Consider the following 16200-nt stretch of genomic DNA (forward strand, 5'->3'; position numbering starts at 1 on the left):
TCGAGCGTCGAGCGCGGGACGCAGGGTGTCTGCCGTCTGCCGTCTGCCGTCTGCCGTCAGGTGTGGGTCGTGGGTCGTGCGTGGGCCGTCAGCTGCCGGTCGTCGGGCGCGGGTTGTGCGCCGCGGGTCCGTCATGGGGCCGGCGAGTCCGTGACCATGGCCCGGGCCGGCCAGCGTTCGTGCCAGCGCAGTTCGGCCTCCAGCTGGGCGGCGACGGACACGAGCAGCGGCTCGCTGTCGGCCGGCCCGAGCAACTGCGCGCCCACCGGCAGCCCGTCCCCCACGAACCCGGCGGGCACATTGACCCCCGGCCAGCCGAGCACGTTCCACGGCCAGGCGTAGGGGCAGGCGGCGATCATCGCCCGGTCGGTGGCGAACTGGCCCAGCTCCAGCATGGCGCCGATGCGGGGCGGGGGAGTGGCGGTGGTCGGCGCGAGGACGGCGTCGTACGACGCGAAGAAGCCGCCGATCCTGTGCCGCAGGGCACTCTCGGCGCGCCGGGCGGCCCGCAGCGGGGCCCCGCCGAGCAGTCGTCCCAGGCGGGCCGCCTCCAGGGTGCGCCGGTCGAGCAGGCCGGGCGCCGGTACCTCGCGGACGCGTTCGGCGATCCCGACCGTGGCGCGTGGAACGAACGTGAGCCCGATCTGGCCGTAGGGCGGGTCGGCCTCCTCTACCGTGTGGCCCAACGCGGCAAGTTTCTCGGCGAGTTCGAGAACCCGGGCGCGTACGTCCGGCTGGAGGCGGGCGGGCAGCGCGGTGAAGGGCGGCTTCAGGGAGAGCGCGATACGCAGCCGCCCGGGATCGCGGCCGACCGCGTCGGAGACCGTCAACTCGCTTGGCCGGTGCGGGTCCTTGAGGTGGTTGCCGCTCGCCGCGTCCAGCAGCAGGGCGGCGTCGGCGACCGTGCGGGCCAGGGTGCCGTTGACGGTGATGCCCTGGAAGGACTCGCCGCGCGGCCAGGTGGAGATACGGCCGCGCTGGGGTTTGATGCCGACGAGGTGGGTCCAGGAGGCGGGTATGCGCACGGATCCGGCGCCGTCCGAGCCGAGCGCGGCCGGGACGAGGCCAGCCGCGACGGCCGCCGCCGACCCGCCCGAGGACCCGCCGGGCGTGTGCCGCGGCTGCCAGGGATTACGGGTGGCGCCGAAGGCCGGACCCTCGGTGAACGGCCACTGTCCCAGCTCACAGGTGTTGGTCTTGCCGATGATCACCGCCCCGGCCGCGCGCAGCCGTCGTACCGCTTCCCCGTCCTCCGCCACCGGTGGGAAGTCGCCCCGGCAGCCGAAGGCGGTCGGTTCGCCGGCCACGTCCGTGTCGTCCTTCACGGCGACCGGCACCCCCAGCAGCGGACGGCGCACCCCGTCGGCCAACTCCCGGTCGGCGGCGTCGGCTTCGGCGAGCGCGGCGGACGTGCGGACGATCCGGAAGGCGTTGAGGGAGCTCTGGGTGGCCTCGATCCGCGCGAGACACTCCTCGACCAGCTGACGGGACGTCAATTCGCTGGCCGCCAGGGCGCGTACGGACTCGGCAAGGCCCGGTGAACGGTCATGCGGCATGAGAACCCACCTCCGGAAGCATGATGCTTACCGGAGGGTAACGTCGAGTCGGGTCCTGCAGTACAGATTTCGCACAGCCGGCACCCAGCCGCACCCCAGTCCTGTTCAGGCCATTGACGTGAACCTGCTACTCCTCCTACTTTCTGCTCGCATTCTCGAACTGTGTTCGAGATTACGGACGCCGGGATCGCCCGCGTCCGCGACAAGCCCAGGGAGAGCCGCCCGTGACCACACGTCCCCCCACCCCGTCCCGCCGCACCCTGCTCCGCGCGCTGACCGCCCTGCCCGCCTCGGCCCTGGTCCTGGGCGAACTGCCCGGACTGCTCGGCACGGCCGAGGCCGCCGCGCCCACGAGCGGCCACGCGACCCGCTACACGATCGTCCCGTTCCTCAACAGCGACGACGGCACCGTGAACGTCTACCAGTCCGACGACGCGGCCGACTTCCGCCTCCTGCAGTCCTCGGCCTACACCCCGCCGAGCAACCGCATCCGCGACGCCAGCATCTTCAAGCACGCGAACGGCTATTACTACCTCACCTACACCACCCACACCTGGGAGGACGTCAGCACCACCATCGGCTTCGCCCGTAGCGCCGACCGGGTCAACTGGACGTTCCTGTACGACTACCCGGTCCCGATCACCGACCTGTCCCGCGCCTGGGCGCCGGAGTGGTTCGTGGACAGCGACGGCAGCGTCAACGTCATCGTCTCCTGCTCCACGACGGACGACGAGTGGATCTTCACCCCGTATGTCCTGACGGCCACCAACTCGGCCCTCACGGCCTGGAGTTCACCCGTCGCCCTGTCCGGTATCGGCTCCAACCACATCGACACGTACATCGTGAAGGTGGGCTCCACCTACCACGCGTTCACGAAGAACGAGACGGCGAAGTACATCGAGTACGGCACCGCCGCCAGCCTCAAGGGCCCCTACGCGATCTCCAGGACCGGCGACTGGGCGGGCTGGGGCAGTTACCGCGAGGGCCCGTCCGTGGTCCAGCTCGACAACGGCGGCTGGCGGATCTTCTTCGACGGCTATGGCGACGGCACCTACTACTACAGCGACAGCTACGACACGTTCGCGACCTGGAGCACGCCCACCGCCCTGCCCACCCTCTCCGGCACGGCCCGCCACTTCACGGTGATCAAGGAGGCGGTGACGGGCGGCGCATCGGTGACGAAGAACGCGACCCGCTCCTTCCAGTCCGCCAACTACACCACGAGGTACTGGGAGGAGCAGTCCGCCCTTCTCAACCTCCCGGTCGTGACCGGCTCCAGCACCGCCGCGGACAAGCAGGCGGCGACCTTCACGGTCGTCGCGGGCCTGGCGGACTCCAACGGCTACTCGTTCCGCGACGCGTCGGGCAACTATCTGCGGCACTACGACTTCCGCGGCCGCTTCGATGCCAACGACGGCACGACGACGTTCGCGCAGGACGCCACGTTCATCGCCCGCACGGGCACGACCAGCGGCTCGGTGCGCTTCGAGTCGTACAACTACCCCGGTCACTACCTGCGCCACTACAACTACCAACTCCGTGTGTCCCTCACGGACGGCACGGACCTGTTCCGCCAGGACAGTTCGTTCGTTCCGGTGACATCCTGGGCCTGACCCGCACCGCTGCTGACCTGGGCTGACGTCCGGCCGGCCCGTCACGACGGCCCGTCACGAGTTCCCGCGAGTTCCCGCGCCCCGGTGTCCCGGGATTTCCCGCGGGAACACGCACCAGTTGCGCACTGGGCCCAGGGCGGCGGAGGGCAGATCCCCCAGGTACCGCAACTCCTGGGCGTCATGCCAGCCAAGCGGACTCCTTCGGACGGGTGAGCGGTGAGCTGTCGGTGCCGCCGTGCGCGGCGGTGCGGCCCAGGTAGCGGTGCACGAAGTGGATGCTCATCGCGCCTTCGCCGACCGCGGAGGCCACCCGCTTCACCGAGCCGCTACGGACGTCCCCTACCGCGAAGACCCCGGGCAGGCTGGTCTCCAGGGTCATGCTCGAGCGCCCGCGGCCTTGCCACACCTCGGGGCAGGCGCAGGCTTCCTGGGCCTCCGGGCCGGTGAGGACGAAACCGCGGGAGTCGAGGGCGATGATGCCGGCGAGCCACTCGGTGTGGGGGTCGGCGCCGGTGAAGACGAACAGGCCCCGTACCGTGAGTCGGCGGTGTCCGCCCGTGCGGTTGTCGACCACGTCGAGCTCCTCCAGCACCTCCTGGCCGATGACCTCGCTGACCTCGGTGTGCAGCATGACCTCCACCCGCGGATGGCGTTCGACCTGGTCGACAAGGTAGCGGGACATGTTGGCCTCAAGGCTGGGTCCTCGGACCAGCAGGTGCACCTTCGGCGCGTACCCGGCGAGGAACAGCACCGCCTGGCCCGCCGAGTTGCCGCCGCCGACGACTGCCACCGCGTCGGTGCGGCACTGCTGGGCCTCGTAGACGGTCGCCGAGTAGTGGACGCTCGTTCCCTCCAGGCGTTCGATGCCGGGCACCTGGAGCCGGCGGTAGCGGGCGCCCGTGGCCAGGACGACCGCGCGGGCGGCGATCTCGCTGCCGTCGGCGAACGCCACCACGTAGTGGTCCTCGTCCTTGGGATGGAGACCGGTCGCCTCCAGCGGAATGCTGGTCCTGGCGCCGAACTTGTCGGCCTGGAGCACGGCGCGTTCGGTGAGTTCGGCGCCCGAGATGCCGGCGGGGAAGCCGAGCAGATTCTCGATGCGGGACGACGTGCCGGCCTGGCCGCCGGTGGCCATCGCCTCCACCACGGTGGTGCTCAGGCCCTCGGAGGCGGCGTACACCGCGGCGGCGAGGCCGCCGGGTCCGGAGCCGACGATGAGGACGTCGCCGTGACGGTTTCCGGCGGGCAGTGACGGCAGGCCGATGAGCCGGGCCAGTTCCGCGTTGCTGGGGTTGCGCAACAGGGTGGTGTCCCGCCAGATGACGAGCGGTGTCTCCGCCGGGCCGACGCCGAAGCGGCGCAGCAGGTCCTCGGCCTCCTCGTCGGTCTCCAGGTCGATCCAGCGGTGCGGCAGCCGGTTGCGGATGGCGAACTCGCGCAGCCGCCGGGTGTCGGGCGAGTAGCGCGAGCCGATGATGCGGAAGCCGGCGCCCTGTCCGACGAGCAGCGCGCGACGGCCCAGACAGGCGCGCAGCACGAGGTCTCCGATGGTGGAGTCCTGGGCCACCAGGTGGCGCAATCGGTCCAAGGGGACGACGAGGACCTCGCCCGGGTCCCTGGCGACAGCGGTGTAGAAGGCCACCTGTCCGTGCAGCAGCCCGAGTTCCCCGATGAAGCGACCGGGGCCGTGCACGCGCAGCACGTGTTCCTCGGGAGTGCCGTAGCCCTCGACGACGGCGACGGTACCGCTGAGGACGACGAAGAGCGTCTCGCAGCGCTCCCCCTCCTGGATCAGCACGTCGTTCGGAGCCATGCTCCGGCGTTGCCCGTGCTCCGCCAGACGTGCTGTCTGGTCCTCCGTAAGGCGCGGATACGCGCCGTAGATGTCCGGGGTCTCCCAGAAGACGGCCTCCTCCGCTTCCTCCGGCACCGGTTCTCCGCCCGGCAGCGGCTGGTCGCCGGACATCAGACGAACGCCTCGTGGACGTAGCACCAGCGCCAGTCCTCGCCCGGCTGGAACGACTGCACGATCGGATGGGCGTCGGCAGCCGCGTGCCTACGCGCGTGCTTGTTCGGCGACGAGTCACAGCAGCCGACGTGCCCGCAGGTCAGGCAGAGCCTCAGGTGGACCCACGGGGAGCCGCGCAGCAGACACTCCTGACACCCCTCTGGGGTCAGCGGCTGGACCGGCCGGACAAGCGCGAGGTGGGGGTCTGCGTGCAGGGTCATCCGGATCACCCTTCCCGGGCTGTGATCGACTGTTCCACCCACTGGCGCAGAACGTCCGCGGGTGCCGCGCCGGCCTGCCGGGCGACCGTCTCGCCCTGGTCCAGGACGAGGAGCGTCGGTACCGCCTGGACCTCGAAACGCCGCGACAGCCGCGGGTTCTTGTCGACGTCGACCTTGACGAGTTTGATGCGGCCGGCGAGATCGGTGGCGACCTTCTCCAGCGCGGGGCTGACCATGCGGCAGGGGCCGCACCAGGTGGCCCACAGGTCGACCACGACGGGGACGCCGGCCCGCTCGGCGACCTCGGTGAAGTCGTCGTCGCCCGCGTCCACCATCCACGGCAGGGGCTGCTTGCAGTGGCCGCACTTGGGGCGGCCCTCCGCGGCCACAGGCACTCGGTTGGTGCGCCCGCAGTTGGGACAACTGACGGTCGTCGCCTGCATCGTGCTCATGCCGCCCGCGCTCCCTTCACGTCCTCGGACTGGTCGTAGGTGACCACCAGCTCTCCGTGTTCGGCGTCGACGCGGACCGTCGCGCCGTCCTGGACATCGCCGCGCAGCAGGGCGCGTCCGACCAGTGATCACTTCTCTGGCGGCGTCGGTGAGTTCGACGGTGATGCGGCGTTCGGCGAGGCGGCGGCGCAGTTCGTCGAACTGCAGTTCCACGATCCGCTCGATCTGCCGCTCGCCGAGCGGTTTGAACAGCACGATGTCGTCGACGCGGTTGAGGAACTCCGGGCGGAAGTGCCCGCGCAGCTCGCCCATCACCAGGACGCGGGCGTTCGGCTTGATCTCACCCTCCGCGGTCGCGCCGTCGAGGAGGTGCTCGGAGCCGATGTTGGACGTCATGATGATCACGGTGTTGCGGAAGTCGACGGTGCGGCCCTGCGCATCGGTGATGCGGCCGTCGTCGAGGATCTGCAGCAGGGTGTTGAAGACATCGGTGTGCGCCTTCTCGATCTCGTCGAACAGCACGACCGAATACGGCTTGCGGCGTACGGCCTCGGTGAGCTGGCCGCCTTCCTCGTAGCCGACGTATCCGGGCGGTGCGCCCAGCGCCAGGGAGGGGCGGCCGCCTGTCTGGCCTCGGCGGCGGTTGATCGACGGCATACGGTTCCGGGTCCGTACCGGTGTGCCGTGGCGGGACATGCCCGCCGAGTACGGGCCGTAGGGCCGGGTGCTACGACCTTGTCCGCCGATGGCAGTGCCCGAGCCGAGCCGCGAGATAGGGGGCGGTGGCGCTGCGGCGGGCCCTCGCCACCTCGGCCGGCGGGCCCGTCGCGACCACCCGCCCGCCCGCGTCGCCGCCGCCCGGCCCGAGGTCGATGACCCAGTCGGCGGTGGCGATCGTGTCCAGGTCGTGCTCGACGAGGACGACCGTGTTGCCGGCGTCGACCAGCCGGTGCAGCTGTCGCAGCAGCAGCGCGATGTCCGAGGGGTGCAGCCCCGCCGTCGGCTCGTCGAGCAGGTAGAGCGCGTGCCCGCGGCGGGCTCGCTGCAGTTCGGTGGCCAGTTTGATGCGCTGCGCCTCGCCACCGCTGAGTTCCGTCGCGGGCTGGCCCAGCCGCAGGTACCCCAGTCCCACCTCGCGCAACGTCTCCAGACTGCGGGAGGCGGCCGGGACGGCGGACAGGAACTCGGCGGCGGCGTCGACGGACAGCGCCAGCACTTCCGCGATGTTCTTGCCGCGGTAGGTGACTTCCAGCGTTTCGGCGTTGTACCGGGCGCCCTGGCAGGTCGGGCACGGCGCGTAGGTGCCGGGCAGGAACAGCAGTTCCACCGCGACGAATCCTTCGCCCTGGCAGGTCTCGCACCGCCCTTCGGGCACGTTGAAGGAGAACCGCCCGGCCGAGTAACCGCGCGCCCTGGCCTCCTCCGTCGCCGCGTACAGCTTGCGCACCGCGTCGAACATCCCCGTGTACGTGGCCAGGTTGGACCGGGGAGTCCGGCCGATGGGCCGTTGGTCGACCAGGACCAGCCGGTCGAACGACTCGACCCCCGACGCGTCCTGGACATCGACCTCCAGCTGCGCCTCCTCGGGCTCCTCGGGTACGAGTCCGAGGTGGCCGCGGACGACCTCGGCGAGCACCTGCGTCACCAGCGTCGACTTTCCGGAACCGGACACGCCCGTCACCGCCGTCAGTACGCAGAGCGGTACGTCGACGGACACGTCGTGCAGATTGTGGCGGGAGACGCCGCGCAGGTGCAGCCAGCCGTGCGGGGTGCGCGGGCGGTGATCGAGCGGCTGGGCGCGCCCGAACAGGTACCGGCTCGTGGCCGACTCCCCGACTTGCTCAAGACCGGCGACCGGGCCGCTGTACAGCACGCGTCCGCCGCCCTCACCCGCGCCGGGGCCGATGTCGACCACCCAGTCCGCCCGCCGTACGACGTCCATGTCGTGTTCCACGACGAACAGCGAGTTGCCGGCCGCCTTGAGGCGGTCCAGCACGTCCAGCAGCGGTTCCGCGTCAGCCGGGTGCAGGCCCGCGGAGGGTTCGTCGAGGACGTAGACGACGCCGAACAGCCCCGAGCGCAGCTGGGTGGCGATCCGCAGGCGCTGCGCCTCGCCGGGCGACAGGGTCGTCGAGCGGCGACCGAGGCTGAGATATCCGAGGCCCAGGTCGAGCAGTACGTCGACCCGCGCGACCAGATCGCCGCAGATCCGGACCGCGACCTCGGTCGTCTCCCCGGATCGGGCGGTCGACGTGGTGGCGTCGGCCTCGGACCGCCCCGCGACGGGCCGCAGCAGCGCCACGACCTCGGTGAGCGGCATCGCGTTGATCTCGGCGATGGAACGTCCGGCGAAGGTCACGGCGAGCGCCTCGGGTCGCAGCCCGCTGCCGTGACACTCGGGGCAGGGCACACTCCTGACGAACCGGAGCGCCCGTTCGCGCATCTTCTCGCTCTTGGAGTCGGCGAGGACGTGCATGACGTGTTTGCGGGCGCTCCAGAACTTGCCCTGGTAGCCGTAGTCGATCCGGTCCTCCTCCGGCTCGATGTACACGGAGGGCTGCTCGTCCGTGTACAGCAGCCAGTCCCGGTCCTTTTTCCTGAGCCTGCGCCACGGCCGGTCGATGTCGATCCCCAGGCCGTTCACGACACTGCGCAGGTTGGCGCCCTGCCAGGCGCCCGGCCAGGCGGCGATCGCCCCCTCGCGGATGCTCAGCGAGGGATCCGGGACGAGCAGGTCCTCGGCGACGTCGTGCACGACGCCCAGTCCGTGGCACTCGGGGCAGGCGCCGGCCGCGGTGTTGGGTGAGAACGACTCGGCTTCGAGCCGTGCGGCCCCGGGCGGGTAGGTGCCGGCGCGGGAGTACAGCATGCGCAGCAGGTTGGACAGCGTGGTGATGGTGCCGACCGTCGAGCGCGAGCTGGGCGACCCGCGGCGCTGCTGCAGGGCCACGGCCGGTGGCAGTCCGGTGATCTCCTGTACGTGCGGTGCGCCGACCTGTTGCAACAGCCTTCGGGCGTACGGTGCCACGGACTCGAAGTAGCGCCGCTGGGCCTCCGCGTAGAGCGTGCCGAACGCGAGCGAGGACTTGCCCGAACCGGAGACGCCGGTGAAGGCGACCATCGCGTCCCGCGGAACGTCGACATCGATGTTCCGCAGGTTGTTCTCACCGGCGCCCCGGACATGCACGAAGGGGTCGGTCGCGTCCTTGTTCACCGTTCCTGATTACCTGATCGCACCGGAAACCGCGCGACAGGCGCCGTCACCGGGCCCCGCTCACACGAGCGTCCGGAGAATCCCGGTATGAGCCGCTCCCAGGGAACATTCGAGGGTGCTTCAGCGTTGACACGTATGTGGGCGTGAAGGGAACTGTGTCCCCGGGCCTCACCCTTTGCCCATGAGGACGATCGTTCGGCTGAAGCCTTATGGAGCCCCCGCCGCGAGGCGACCGCCCTTCGCGCCCACTCTCGATCGGCCCCGGCTGGGGATCCCCCGAACCAGTCGGGGCCTTGCTCTCGGGACGGACACCGAAGCGGGGTGGCCGGTGGCGCGGTGTGCGGTGCCGACCGGGGTGGCGCGGAGCGGGTGTTCGCGGTGGTGCTCGCTACCGTGGCCCGGCGGTGGAGCAGGGCTGCACGGGGTGGACGAGGAGAGCTGACCGTAGCGCCCGCACCTGCCGGCAGGGGCCAGCGTGTCACGCGGCGTCGGTGATACCTCGAGGGCATCCTGTGGGCACGGGCGGTCACGGGGGCAGCCGACGAGAAGGAGTCATGCGGGTGTCGTCTCAGGGCGTTACGGTCGTGGCTCTCCTGGCGGATCCCGACGCGCCCACGGAGATCGCGCAGCGCATGGCCCGGACACTTCCCGCTCGGCTCGCCGACAAGTCAGGCCAGGGGCGACGGTTCGACGTCGAGGTGGTCAGTGAGCCCTTCACCGCGGGGACCGAGGACCCGCCCACCTTGATGCGCCGGATCATGGACCGCGGAAGAGCGGAGAGTTGGGACGTCGTCGTGGCCCTCACCGACCTTCCGCTGCACTCACACGGGCGCAAGCTCGTTGTGGACCTGAGTCACGCACACGGCTTGGCCCTGCTGTCTCTTCCTCCGCTGGGGGGCTTGCGTCTGCAGACGAGAGCCCGGCGGGCCGTGGAAGAAGCCGTGCTCAGCTTGGCGGGCCCGCGGGCCACCGAGGCTGAGGGACCTCCGCGGAGTCAGCCGCTGCTGGGACCCTTCGTCAGCCGCCTCGCGCCTATTCACCCGGGACAGGTTGGTGAGGAGGAGACCGCTGATCTTCGGTACGTCGTCAGCGGACCGCGCGGTTACCTGAGGGTGCTCGTCGGTATGGTCCGCGCCAACCGGCCGTGGCGCTTGGTGCCGGGCTTGTCGAAAGCCCTGGCGGCCGCACTCGCCACGGGAGCGGTCGCCACCGTGAACTCCACCATCTGGAACCTGGCCGAGTCCCTGAGCGTGCCACGCCTCGTGATCGCCGCGGTCGGGTCCGTCGCGCTCATGATCGGCTGGCTGATCGTGGACGCGCAGCTGTGGCATCGATCAGGGGAGGTCTCGCGGGAGGCGAGGCAGAGGGCGAGGCTCTACAACGCCTCGACGGTCGTGACCGTGGGTATCGGGGTGCTCGTCTGCTACGGGGGTCTGATCGTCATCAACTTGGTGTGGGCCCTTTTCATCCTCAACGGCCAAGTGTTCGCCGCTACGACACGAACCCCGCTTCACGCCGCGGAATACTGGACGTTGGCCTGGTTCGTCGCTTCGGTCGCCACGGTGGGCGGGGCGCTGGGATCAGGCTTGGAGAGCGACGAGGCGATCCGGGCAGCCGCCTACTCCAAGCGCGAACAGGAGCGCCGCCACATGCTCCAAGACGGCGACGGCGACTAGCTGGTGACCCAGTCGGAGATTCGTTGGTGGTTGGTGGTTGGTGGCTGGTGGCTGGTGGTCGTCCCGTACGAAGATTCCGCTGATCGATCGGTGCGTGGGTGTTTCGCGTGAAGGGCCGACGGGGACTCGGAAGGCACGCCGCCGGAGCGCCGAAGCTCCGCCGAGCAGGCCCACGGCGGCCCCACCGTTCATCCGAACCGGGGTGAACGGCCACAGTGGCATGCCGGAGTCAGGGCCCCCGTCGCACCAACTGCCGGGAGTCAGGCTCGGTGCGCCGTCTCCATCGCACCCGTGCTGCGGTCCTGCCGCTGCACCGAAGGAAGCGATCATGAAAGCAGCGGTATATGAAGGCCCGCGAACCGTCACGGTGAAGGACGTACCGGACGCGAAGATCGAACACCCCTGCGACATCATCGTCAAGATCACCACTACCAACATCTGCGGTTCGGACCTGCACATGTACGAGGGCCGCACCTCGTTCGAGTCCGGCCGCACCCTGGGACACGAGAACATGGGGCAGGTCGTGGAGGTCGGCTCGGCCGTCCGCAAGGTCCAGGTCGGCGAGTATGTGGTCCTGCCCTTCAACATCGCCTGCGGCTTCTGCAAGCAGTGCGAGCGGGGTCTGACCAACTACTGCCTGACCATGCAGCCGGAACCGGCCCTCGCCGGAGCCGCCTACGGATTCGCCGACATGGGCCCCTACCAGGGCGGCCAGGCGGAACTGCTGCGCGTGCCCTACGGCGACTTCAACGCGCTGCGTCTGGGTGAGGACGCCGCCGAGCGGCAGACCGACTACGTGATGCTCGCCGATATCTTCCCCACCGGCTATCACGCCACCGAGATGGCCCACGTCAAACCGGGTGACCAGACGATCGTCTTCGGGGCCGGTCCCGTCGGGCTGATGGCGACCTACTCCGCCCTCCTCAAGGGCGCCGGGCGGGTCTGGGTGGCCGACCACCAAGCCGACCGGCTGCGCAAGGCTGAGGAGATCGGGGCCATCCCGATCAACACCGCCGAGCAGAACCCGGTGGAGGTCGTCAAGGAGGCCACCCTCGGTCTGGGCGCCGACAACGGCTGTGAGTGCGTCGGCTACCAGGCACACGATCCCGAGGGACACGAGGACGCCAGCCTCACGCTCAACGGACTGATCGACTCGGTCAGGTTCACGGGCGACATCGGTGTGGTGGGCGTGTTCCTGCCCCAGGACCCCGGCGGCGCGGAGGCCCAGGGGGAACTGGAGGCGCAGGGCAAGGTCCCGATCGACTTCGGCATGATGTGGTTCAAGGGCCAGCACATGGGCACCGGGCAGGCGCCCGTGAAGAGGTACAACCGAGCGCTGCGGGATCTGATCGCCGGCGGGAAGGCGAAGCCGAGCTTCGTCGTCTCCCACGAACTCAGCCTGGACGAGGCCCCCACCGCCTACGAGCACTTCGACGCCCGTGACGAGGGCTGGACCAAGGTGGTCCTGCATCCGAACGGACACGGGAACGGCCACAAGCGGTAAGAGACCGGCGGCCGCCGTCCCGCCCGGCCCCCGGACCCGTCCGGGGGCCGGGCGGCGATCTGCCCGTCCTGCCGCCGGGGCTGGGGGCAAGCGCCCGCGCTCCGGTCGGACCTGAAGCAACGTTCAGCTCGGACCGAAGGAACGTTCCGCCCGGACCTGAACCAACCCGGGTGACGGCAACCGGCGACGGGGAGCGCCGCGCCTCCTGGAGCGGGAAGTAGTCTCCCGGCCGCGTCGAGCGCCGCCACACGTACGTCGCTGTCGCCATCACAAGGATCAGCCCCGCCAGGATGAGCAGTTCGATCCCGTCGACGTTCCACCGGAAGGAGTTCTCCGACCGGACTGGTGCACGCCGCGGTGACCGCACTGGTCGCGGATCTCGTCGCACGTGGTCTGGTGGCGGAGGCCGGTGCCGCGGCCTCGGGTGGGCGGGGACGCCCGCGCCGCCTGCCGCGGCTCATCGACGCCTTCAGCGACCGTTCCGGTCAGCCGGCGGTGAGTTCGGAGTCGTCCTGGGGGCGGGCGCCGGGCAGTTGGTGCCGGGCCGTTTTCTGGGGTACTCGGGGTCTCGCACACGCTGAGGCGAGCCGGACCGCCCCTGAGGCCGCCTCGGCGAGGACCACCTAAGGAGGGACGCATGAGTACGGTCAAGGAAGCGGTCGACGTGGAGGTCCCGCTCCGCACGGCCTACGACCAGTGGACTCAGTTCGAGGAGTTCCCGCAGTTCATGGAAGGTGTCGAGGAGGTCAGGCAGCTCGACGACCGGCACAACCACTGGATCACCAAGATCGGCGGGGTGCGGCGCGAGTTCGAAACCGAGATCGTCGACCAGCTGTCGGACGACCGGATCACCTGGCGATCCGTGGGCGGCGACACCCGGCAGAGCGGATCGGTCCGGTTCGAGCGGCTCGACGACACGCACACCCGGGTCGAGCTGACCATGGACGTCGAACCCACCGGTGTCGCCGAGAAGGGCGCGGACGCGCTGGGCATGATCGACCGGCGGGTGAAGGGGGACCTGCAGCGATTCAAAGACTACGTGGAGCGCGAGGGCGGCGGCGACGGCTGGCGTGGACGCATTCGGCCCGGAGATTCCGGCCCGCTCCTGTGACGGCGTGACCCCGTAGCGCTCTTGCGTGAGCAGGCGTCCGGGGCCCCTTGCCCCGTCCCGGCCGAACAGGGCCGGGGCGGGGCAACGAACGTTCCTTGAGATGACTCCTGAGTCCGCCACGCTCCGTGACCTGCGAGACTTCAGGGGCCGCGCAGCCTCACATCCGGGATCTCAGCACGTCGACCTCACAGCCGGGCGCGAACGGGTCGAAGCCGTGCTCGCTCAGCCAGCGAACTATCAGCAGGCTTCGCAGCGACCACCACGCGCGGATCACGTCGAGGTCGACGTCGGTGCCGTAGCCGGTGAGAAGGTCGTCGAGGTGCTCCTCGTGTCCGAGCGTGAAGGTGGCGAGGTCGTACAGGGCATCACCCTGGCCCGCCTCGGACCAGTCGATGATGCCGGTGACCTTGTCGCCGTCGACGAAGACGTGCGCGATCTGCAGGTCGCCGTGCGTGAACGCCGCAGTCCACGGCCGAAGCGCGGCCTCGGCGACCTGGCGGTTGCGGGCGACCAGGTCGGCGGGCAGGAGGCCGCTCGTCACGAGCAACTCGCACTCGGCGTCGAGTTCCGCTGCCAGCGCGCCGATGCTCCGCCCGGCCCCGCCGGGCCGGGGTGGCAGCGGCGCGTCGTGCAGCTTCCGGATGGCGGCGCCCGCCGCGGCCCAGGCCGCCGGCGACCCGGTCGAGGGCCCACCGAGGCGCCCGAGCGTCGTCCCCGGGAGTGCGGCGAGCGCGAGCACGTGCGGCTTGTGCCACAGGACCTGCGGGGTCGGGACCGGCGCGAGGGACATCGCCTCCACCTCGGCGTCGATGCGTGCCTGATCGGCGTCCACCTTCAGGAACACGTCACCCACGCGCAGGGTCGCGCGCTCGGAATGGGCGACGACGACTTTGACCTCATCCATGGGCGACCAGTATCCCGGGGATCATCGCCGAGGTCGCCGGGTTTATCGCGTGCCATGACGCGGCTGACCGCGTCCCGCTACCCGGCGGCCTCGTGCGCGGCACCGACCTCCCACCAGCTCAAGCCCACGACTTTCGGCAGGAGTCGTCACTCGCACTGCCACGTGGCCAGGACGGCGTCCTGGGTGGCCTGTCCTGGACCTCGTTTTCCGGGGCAAGTCCCGGCGGGCGAGGGCCTGATCGTAGATTGTGCGGATGATCGAGGAGACGTCGCCCCAGCGGTTAGAGCAGTCCACGAGACGCAGGCACGCGGCACCGAAGAAGCCGAAGGGCGGGGGCGGGCTGCTGCGTTCGTCCGCGTTGATGGCGGCGGGCACGGTGGTCTCGCGTGCCACTGGGCTGATCCGGCAGGTGCTGCAAGCGGCCGCGCTGGGTACCGGGTTGCTGGCCACTACCTACAACCAGGCCAACACGGTGCCCACGAGCTTGTACTTCCTGCTGATCGGCGGCGCTCTGAACTCCGTCCTGGTTCCCCAGCTGGTCCGGGCCCGGGCGGAAGACGCTGACGGCGGGGCCGCCTTCGAGCAGCGCCTGGTCACCCTGGTGCTGTGCGTGCTCGGTACAGGGACCGCGGTTGCCACGTGGGCCGCCCCTGAGATCATCAGCGTCTACCAGCGGGACACCCCCGCCACGCACGACGCGTTCGAGTTGACCGTGGTCTTCGCCCGCTTCCTGCTCCCGCAGATCTTCTTCTACGGCGTGTTCAGCATCTTCGGCCAGGTCCTCAATGCCCGGAACCGGTTCGGCGCGATGATGTGGACCCCGGTCCTCAACAATCTCGTCCTGATAGCCATGTTCGGCCTCTATCTCGGTCTCGTCACCGCCCCCGAACAGGTCTCGGACATCACCGACTCCCAGGTCAGGCTGCTCGGGGTCGGAACCACACTCGCGTTGGCCCTCCAGGCTCTCGCCCTGATCCCCTACGCGCGCGCTGCCGGCTTCCGGTTCCGCCCGCGCTTCGACTGGCGAGGCACCGGACTGCGCAAGACCGTGAACGCGGCCCGCTGGACGTTGCTGTTCGTGCTGGCCAACCTCGTGGCGAGCACCGTGGTCACCCGGCTGGCTTCCGCCGCCGACGCTGCTCTGCCCCACGATGGCGTCGGCTACACCGCCTACAGCTACGCCCAGCAGATCTGGATGCTGCCCCAGTCGGTCGTCACGGTCTCCCTCGTGACGGCCCTGCTCCCGCGGATGAGCCGGGCCGTGGCCGAGCACCGTCTCGACGACCTGCGGGCCGACCTGTCACGGGCACTGCGGGTCAGCGGCGTCATCATCGTCCCGGCCGCCTTCTTCTTCCTCGCTTTCGGCCCGCAGATCGCTCAACTCCTGTTCGCCCACGGCGCCGCCGACACGGCCGCCACCGTCCCCCTGGGGCACATGCTGCAAGCCTTCGGCCTGGGCCTGATCCCGTTCTCCGCCCAGTACCTCCTGCTGCGCGGCTTCTACGCCTTCGAGGACACCCGTACGCCGTTCCGGATGGCGTTGTGGATCAGCGGCATCAACATCGTCCTCGCCGTGGCCTGCCACCTCCTGCTGTCCCCGCACCGGGCCGTGACAGGGATGGCCGCCGCCTACGCTCTGTCCTACGCGATCGGCCTGCTGCTGACCGCCTTGCGCCTGCGGCGACGCACGGACGGGCTGCTCGATGGCCGACGGATCAGTCGCACCTACGCGAAACTGACCGTGGCGGCCACCGTCGCCGGCGGTGCCGGGTGGGTCATCGACCGCTCCTGCGACCAGAGCCTGGCATCGGCCTCCTGGACGCCGGCGCTTTCGCTGGCCGCGGGCGGCATCGTCATGGTCCTTCTGTTCCTGCTCTTCGCGCGGATCCTGCGGATCGCGGAACTGCGCAGCCTGCCGGGGCTGGGCTGACCCGGCACCAT

General features: G+C 70.2%; 11 protein-coding genes and 2 pseudogenes. 6 read left to right on the forward strand and 7 right to left on the reverse strand.

What is annotated here, in order from left to right; translation table 11 throughout:
* Positions 1 to 131 precede the first annotated feature (131 nt).
* Positions 132 to 1556 (reverse strand): amidase, encoded by a 1425-nt coding sequence (locus AB0N16_RS05115; RefSeq protein WP_365793201.1) that lies wholly within the window; start codon positions 1554 to 1556, stop codon positions 132 to 134.
* Between the two features lie 224 nt (positions 1557 to 1780).
* On the opposite strand from AB0N16_RS05115, the gene AB0N16_RS05120 reads away from it, so the two are divergent.
* Positions 1781 to 3169, forward strand: a complete 1389-nt coding sequence (locus AB0N16_RS05120; RefSeq protein WP_365793203.1) for a glycoside hydrolase family 43 protein — start codon at positions 1781 to 1783, stop codon at positions 3167 to 3169.
* Positions 3170 to 3347: 178 nt separating this feature from the next.
* On the opposite strand, the gene AB0N16_RS05125 is transcribed toward AB0N16_RS05120, so the two are convergent.
* The 4 genes and pseudogenes from AB0N16_RS05125 to AB0N16_RS05140 all read right to left on the reverse strand — a co-directional run.
* Positions 3348 to 5135, reverse strand: coding sequence for an FAD-dependent oxidoreductase (locus AB0N16_RS05125; protein WP_365793205.1), 1788 nt, complete (start codon positions 5133 to 5135; stop codon positions 3348 to 3350).
* Positions 5135 to 5398 carry a UBP-type zinc finger domain-containing protein gene (locus AB0N16_RS05130; protein ID WP_365793207.1) on the reverse strand — a complete coding sequence of 88 codons (264 nt, stop codon included), beginning with the start codon at positions 5396 to 5398 and terminating at the stop codon, positions 5135 to 5137. Before AB0N16_RS05130 ends, AB0N16_RS05125 begins: the two co-directional genes overlap by 1 nt.
* A 5-nt stretch (positions 5399 to 5403) precedes the next feature.
* Positions 5404 to 5850 carry a thioredoxin gene (gene trxA, locus AB0N16_RS05135; protein WP_365793209.1) on the reverse strand — a complete coding sequence of 149 codons (447 nt, stop codon included), beginning with the start codon at positions 5848 to 5850 and terminating at the stop codon, positions 5404 to 5406.
* Positions 5847 to 6453, reverse strand: a pseudogene (locus AB0N16_RS05140) (AAA family ATPase); the annotation flags it as partial. The gene trxA and the pseudogene AB0N16_RS05140, both read right to left, overlap by 4 nt.
* 5 nt (positions 6454 to 6458) lie before the next feature.
* Between AB0N16_RS05140 and AB0N16_RS05145 the strand changes: the two are divergent.
* A pseudogene (locus tag AB0N16_RS05145) lies at positions 6459 to 6562 on the forward strand (transposase); the annotation flags it as partial.
* 15 nt (positions 6563 to 6577) lie between these two features.
* Here AB0N16_RS05145 and uvrA read toward each other — a convergent pair.
* Entirely contained in the window at positions 6578 to 9064 is a 2487-nt protein-coding gene (uvrA, locus tag AB0N16_RS05150) for an excinuclease ABC subunit UvrA (protein ID WP_365793211.1), read from the reverse strand.
* Positions 9065 to 9618: 554 nt separating this feature from the next.
* Here uvrA and AB0N16_RS05155 point away from each other — a divergent pair.
* From AB0N16_RS05155 to AB0N16_RS05165, 3 genes are all read left to right on the forward strand, one after another.
* Complete coding sequence (locus AB0N16_RS05155; RefSeq protein ID WP_365793213.1) at positions 9619 to 10740, forward strand: hypothetical protein; 1122 nt, start codon at positions 9619 to 9621, stop codon at positions 10738 to 10740.
* 328 nt (positions 10741 to 11068) lie between these two features.
* Entirely contained in the window at positions 11069 to 12244 is a 1176-nt protein-coding gene (locus AB0N16_RS05160) for a glutathione-independent formaldehyde dehydrogenase (protein WP_365793215.1), read from the forward strand.
* Between the two features lie 637 nt (positions 12245 to 12881).
* The gene (locus AB0N16_RS05165) at positions 12882 to 13355 is read left to right on the forward strand and encodes an SRPBCC family protein (protein ID WP_365793217.1); all 474 of its coding nucleotides are present in this window, start codon (positions 12882 to 12884) and stop codon (positions 13353 to 13355) included.
* 157 nt (positions 13356 to 13512) lie between these two features.
* Here the strand turns inward: AB0N16_RS05165 and AB0N16_RS05170 are convergent, their stop codons facing one another.
* Positions 13513 to 14259: an aminoglycoside phosphotransferase family protein gene (locus AB0N16_RS05170; RefSeq protein WP_365793219.1), complete on the reverse strand. Its 747-nt coding sequence runs from the start codon at positions 14257 to 14259 to the stop codon at positions 13513 to 13515.
* A 361-nt stretch (positions 14260 to 14620) separates the two neighbouring features.
* Here AB0N16_RS05170 and murJ point away from each other — a divergent pair, with 361 nt between their 5' ends.
* Positions 14621 to 16189: a murein biosynthesis integral membrane protein MurJ gene (murJ, locus tag AB0N16_RS05175; protein WP_365794036.1), complete on the forward strand. Its 1569-nt coding sequence runs from the start codon at positions 14621 to 14623 to the stop codon at positions 16187 to 16189.
* The last annotated feature ends 11 nt before the right edge of the window (positions 16190 to 16200 follow it).

This window comes from Streptomyces sp. NPDC051105 (genome assembly GCF_040682795.1).
Lineage (GTDB): Bacteria > Actinomycetota > Actinomycetes > Streptomycetales > Streptomycetaceae > Streptomyces.

Excerpts from the sequence above, each read along its gene's own strand:
- AB0N16_RS05115 (WP_365793201.1), bottom strand. The coding sequence starts at position 1,556 with ATGCCGCATGACCGTTCACCGGGCCTTGCCGAGTCCGTACGCGCCCTG.
- AB0N16_RS05125 (WP_365793205.1), bottom strand. The coding sequence starts at position 5,135 with ATGTCCGGCGACCAGCCGCTGCCGGGCGGAGAACCGGTGCCGGAGGAA.
- AB0N16_RS05130 (WP_365793207.1), bottom strand. The coding sequence starts at position 5,398 with ATGACCCTGCACGCAGACCCCCACCTCGCGCTTGTCCGGCCGGTCCAG.
- trxA (WP_365793209.1), bottom strand. The coding sequence starts at position 5,850 with ATGAGCACGATGCAGGCGACGACCGTCAGTTGTCCCAACTGCGGGCGC.
- AB0N16_RS05155 (WP_365793213.1), top strand. The coding sequence starts at position 9,619 with ATGCGGGTGTCGTCTCAGGGCGTTACGGTCGTGGCTCTCCTGGCGGAT.
- AB0N16_RS05160 (WP_365793215.1), top strand. The coding sequence starts at position 11,069 with ATGAAAGCAGCGGTATATGAAGGCCCGCGAACCGTCACGGTGAAGGAC.
- AB0N16_RS05165 (WP_365793217.1), top strand. The coding sequence starts at position 12,882 with ATGAGTACGGTCAAGGAAGCGGTCGACGTGGAGGTCCCGCTCCGCACG.
- AB0N16_RS05170 (WP_365793219.1), bottom strand. The coding sequence starts at position 14,259 with ATGGATGAGGTCAAAGTCGTCGTCGCCCATTCCGAGCGCGCGACCCTG.
- murJ (WP_365794036.1), top strand. The coding sequence starts at position 14,621 with ATGGCGGCGGGCACGGTGGTCTCGCGTGCCACTGGGCTGATCCGGCAG.